Source organism: Desulfobaculum sp. (assembly GCF_054921475.1).
Genome location: NZ_JBUDSW010000312.1, coordinates 1 through 3,640 on the forward strand (window position 1 = coordinate 1; position 3,640 = coordinate 3,640).

The window sequence follows — 3,640 nt, forward strand, 5'->3', positions numbered from 1 at the left end:
CTCATCGCGCTCCATCATGTCCATGGCGCACAGGGCCATAATCTGGTCGCCGTCGAGGATGCGGCCGTTTTCGTCCACCACGATGAGCCTGTCGCCGTCACCATCAAGGGCAAGGCCGATGTCCGCGCCCTCGCGGCGCACGCAGTCAGCCACCACCTCGGGGTACAGAGAACCGCACTTGTCATTGATATTGAGGCCGTTGGGCTCCACACCCACCTTAATGACCTCGGCGCCCAGCTCTTCAAACACGCGCGGGGCAACCTTGTAGGTCGCGCCATTGGCGCAATCGAGGACGATTTTTACGCCGTCGAGGGTGAGCGCGGACGGGAAGGTATGCTTCAGCGCCACAATGTAGCGCCCGGTGCTGTCGCCAATGCGCTTGGCCTTCCCCACGTGCTCCGGCTCCGGGTAGTCCCACGCGGTGTCGGGGTTCATGACCATGGCGGAAATCTGGTCCTCCACCTCGTCGGGCAGCTTAAAGCCCTTGTGGTCAAAGAACTTGATGCCGTTATCCATGAAGGGATTATGCGAGGCGGAAATCACCACCCCAAGGTCCGCGCGCATGCTGCGGGTCAGGTACGAGATGGCCGGGGTCGGCATAGGACCAACCAGCAACACGTCCATGCCCGCCGCGCAAAAGCCCGACGTCAGCGCCGTCTCAAACACGTAGCCGGACACGCGGGTGTCCTTGCCGATGAGCACGCGGTGGCGCTTTTTGCCATTACGAAAGTATTGCCCGGCGGCAAGGCCCAAACGCAGGGCCAGTTCCGGAAGCATGGGGAAAATATTCACCTGACCGCGGAGGCCGTCGGTGCCGAATATGCGTTGCGTCATGTGTATCCTCGTCAGATCAGGAGGCGCCGCGCCGGTGGCGGGCCGTATGATAGGGGATTAGCCGCCCTCTGGTGCAAGGCGGCGGCTCACCCGCAGGTCAACCTTCTGCGGGACAGCCTTAATAAGCGTACAGCCCGGAGGCAGCTTGGTGCGGTATTCCACCACATGCCACCCCGGGTCTATGGATGAGTTCAGAAGAATGAAGGTGGAGAACAGGCTTTTGAAGTCCTCTTTATCAAGAAGACTCACCGGAACCTCCACATGAAGCTGAACGGTCTTTGGCTTTACCTGTACACCCGCACTTTTGGCAAGGTTTTCAGGCAGCACCTTAAGGGGCAATTTGACCCACAGCTTTTCCGTCTTTTCCGCAAAGCGGAAGCTCGCTTTCACCACGGCGGGTTCTGCCACCACGGATTCGGGCAGGTCAAGGCCCAGCTCCCGTTCCATGGTGCCTGCTGTGGTCACATTGCCTGCCAGCGGCAGGGTCGGCACAGCGGTGAGCGCGTCCACAAGGTCCTGCGGGCCACGCACCTTCACCGCCGCAGGCACGGTCCATGCCTCCAGCAGGGAATAGTTCTTTTCGACGCTGCCCTTCCACTGCGGCTCCACCCGCACGCGGCGGGTGATCATTCTGTCCGCGTCAACGGTCAGACGGGGCGGGTCAATCTCCAGCACCTCCACCGCCTTGGGCACGGGGATGCGGTTCGCGTCGAAATTGAGCACAACGGTCCCGGCGCGCAGGCCGGAAAGGTCCAGCGGGTAGGCCAGACTCCGGGCATCCAGCCCACGAAGCATCGGCTTGGAACCGCGCACACGAACATTGATGCGCGTCTTCAAGCCGGACTGGATGGCGATATCCTTGGGCGCGTTGACAATATCCACCGGCACCTCAAGCCACGTCTCCACCTTCTGCTGGCCCGTCACAAGGTACCAGCAGGCAAATGCCAGAACGAGGGCGAGAAGCCTGTATTGCCAATTGCGCAGCATAATTATTTATTCCATACCCGTTTCAGCACGCGCTTCAGGCGCACTTCGTCAAGGCTGGCCGTCAGGCGGCCGCCAACGGCAAGGGATATCTCGCCGCGTTCCTCGGAAACCACAACCGCTACGGCGTCGGTTTCCTGCGTAATGCCAATGGCCGCCCTGTGCCGTGTGCCATAGTGCTGCTTTTTGCGGATGCCCACCGCCAACGGCAGAATACATCCCGCAGCCACAATGCGTCCACGGCGGACAATAACCGCACCATCATGCAGCGGCGTATCCGGATGAAAAATGGTGAGCAGAAGCTCCTTGGTCATTTCGCCGTCCACTTTCACGCCACGCGCCACAAGGTCCCCGAGGGGGACGTTCTTCTCAATGACCACCAGTGCGCCAATGCGCTTTTCGGCCATGGAGAGCACGGCGGCGGCAAGAGTATTAAACTCCTGTTCCGCCACCGGCGCGCGCCGCCACATCCGCCCTGCCCCAAACTGCGACAAGGCGTTGCGGATATCCCGCTGGAACAGGATGATGACGACAAGGAAGATGGAGCCGAGGAACTTGCCCAGCAGCCAGTGCAGGGTGGTCAGTCCCAACTCGTCGGAGAAATAAAAGATGATGAGCAAAAGCACGAGGCCCGTGAACACAGACAGCGCACGGGTCCCCTTAATCAGCAGGATGAGCCGGTAGAAGATGACCGCGACAAGCGCGATGTCCACCAGCTCAATCCACGAAATGCTGAATCCGCCAAGCTCCAGCATGCAGGCTACTCCATGTAGTGTCGGCGCGCGGTGCGCCTGTCCATGGCCTGCACGATGCGAAGCGTCTCCACGGTGGGGGCCACCTCATGCACGCGGTGAATCTGCACGCCGCGTGCGGCCAGAAGGGCCGTCCCAACCTGCGTGGCATTCTGGCGGCTGTCCACATCCAGTCCCAGCAGGTCGCCCCACAGGGATTTATTGGACAGGCCCATGAACATGGGCAGACCAAAGCGGCCAAAGGCCTCGATGTTGCGCAGAATCTCCAAATTGTGCTCCAGCTTTTTGCCAAAGCCGATGCCGGGGTCCAGAACAATGTTCTCCTCGGCAAGGCCGGCCCGCGTCAACTGACGCAGACGCTGGTCGAAAAAGTCGGAAATCTCGTCAACCACGTCCACGTAGGAGGGGTCGTTCTGCATGCTGCCGGGCAGGCCCTGACAATGCATCAAAACATACCCGGGCTGATACTGCGCCAACACGTCCATAAGCTCCGGATCAAAGCGGCAGCCGGACACATCGTTGACCACTACCGCACCAGCTTCAAGAGCCGCCGCTGCGGTCGCAGCTTTATAGGTGTCCACGGAGATAGCGGCGTCCAGCTCATTCTCGCGGATGTATTTGGCCAGCTCGCGCACAACGGGAACCACGCGGCGCAGTTCCTCGCCGGTGCCCACGCGCTCGGCCGTGGGCCGGGTGGACTCGCCGCCCACATCAAGGATGTGCGCGCCGTCGGCGATGAGCTTTTTGCCGTGCTCCACGGCGGCCTCATGACTGTCGTGCGATCCCCCGTCGTAGAACGAATCCGGGGTAACGTTGACGATGCCTACAACAAAAAAGGGGGCGGGGCCCAGGACCCTACCCCCCGTAACGTTCCAGTGAACGCGACCATGCATTGCTAGTTGTCCTTTCCTTGCTTGTCGGATGTCCCTTCTGGGGACTCTTCGGGCTCACCCGGTTCAAGGGTGAACTCCTCGCCCTCATGGGCGTCCTTCAGCGTGTCATCATCCTCGGGGCGTGTGGCCTCGGCGCTCTGGCCTTCCTCGGCGGGCGCGGACTGCGCGGCGCTCTGG

General features: G+C 61.3%; 4 protein-coding genes. All 4 read right to left on the reverse strand.

From position 1 onward, the window contains the following. Positions 1 to 834 (reverse strand): phosphohexomutase domain-containing protein (locus ACY69P_RS15115; protein WP_462328073.1); only part of this gene is annotated, 834 nt, incomplete at its 3' end. Positions 835 to 891: 57 nt separating this feature from the next. Further along, the gene (locus ACY69P_RS15120; RefSeq protein WP_462328074.1) at positions 892 to 1,821 is read right to left on the reverse strand and encodes a CdaR family protein; all 930 of its coding nucleotides are present in this window, start codon (positions 1,819 to 1,821) and stop codon (positions 892 to 894) included. 2 nt (positions 1,822 to 1,823) lie between these two features. Next, a complete protein-coding gene (gene cdaA / locus ACY69P_RS15125) occupies positions 1,824 to 2,573 on the reverse strand; it encodes a diadenylate cyclase CdaA (RefSeq protein ID WP_404844268.1) in 750 nt (249 codons plus the stop codon). Between the two features lie 5 nt (positions 2,574 to 2,578). Beyond that, entirely contained in the window at positions 2,579 to 3,463 is an 885-nt protein-coding gene (gene folP, locus ACY69P_RS15130; protein WP_459898819.1) for a dihydropteroate synthase, read from the reverse strand. Between the last annotated feature and the right edge of the window lie 177 nt (positions 3,464 to 3,640).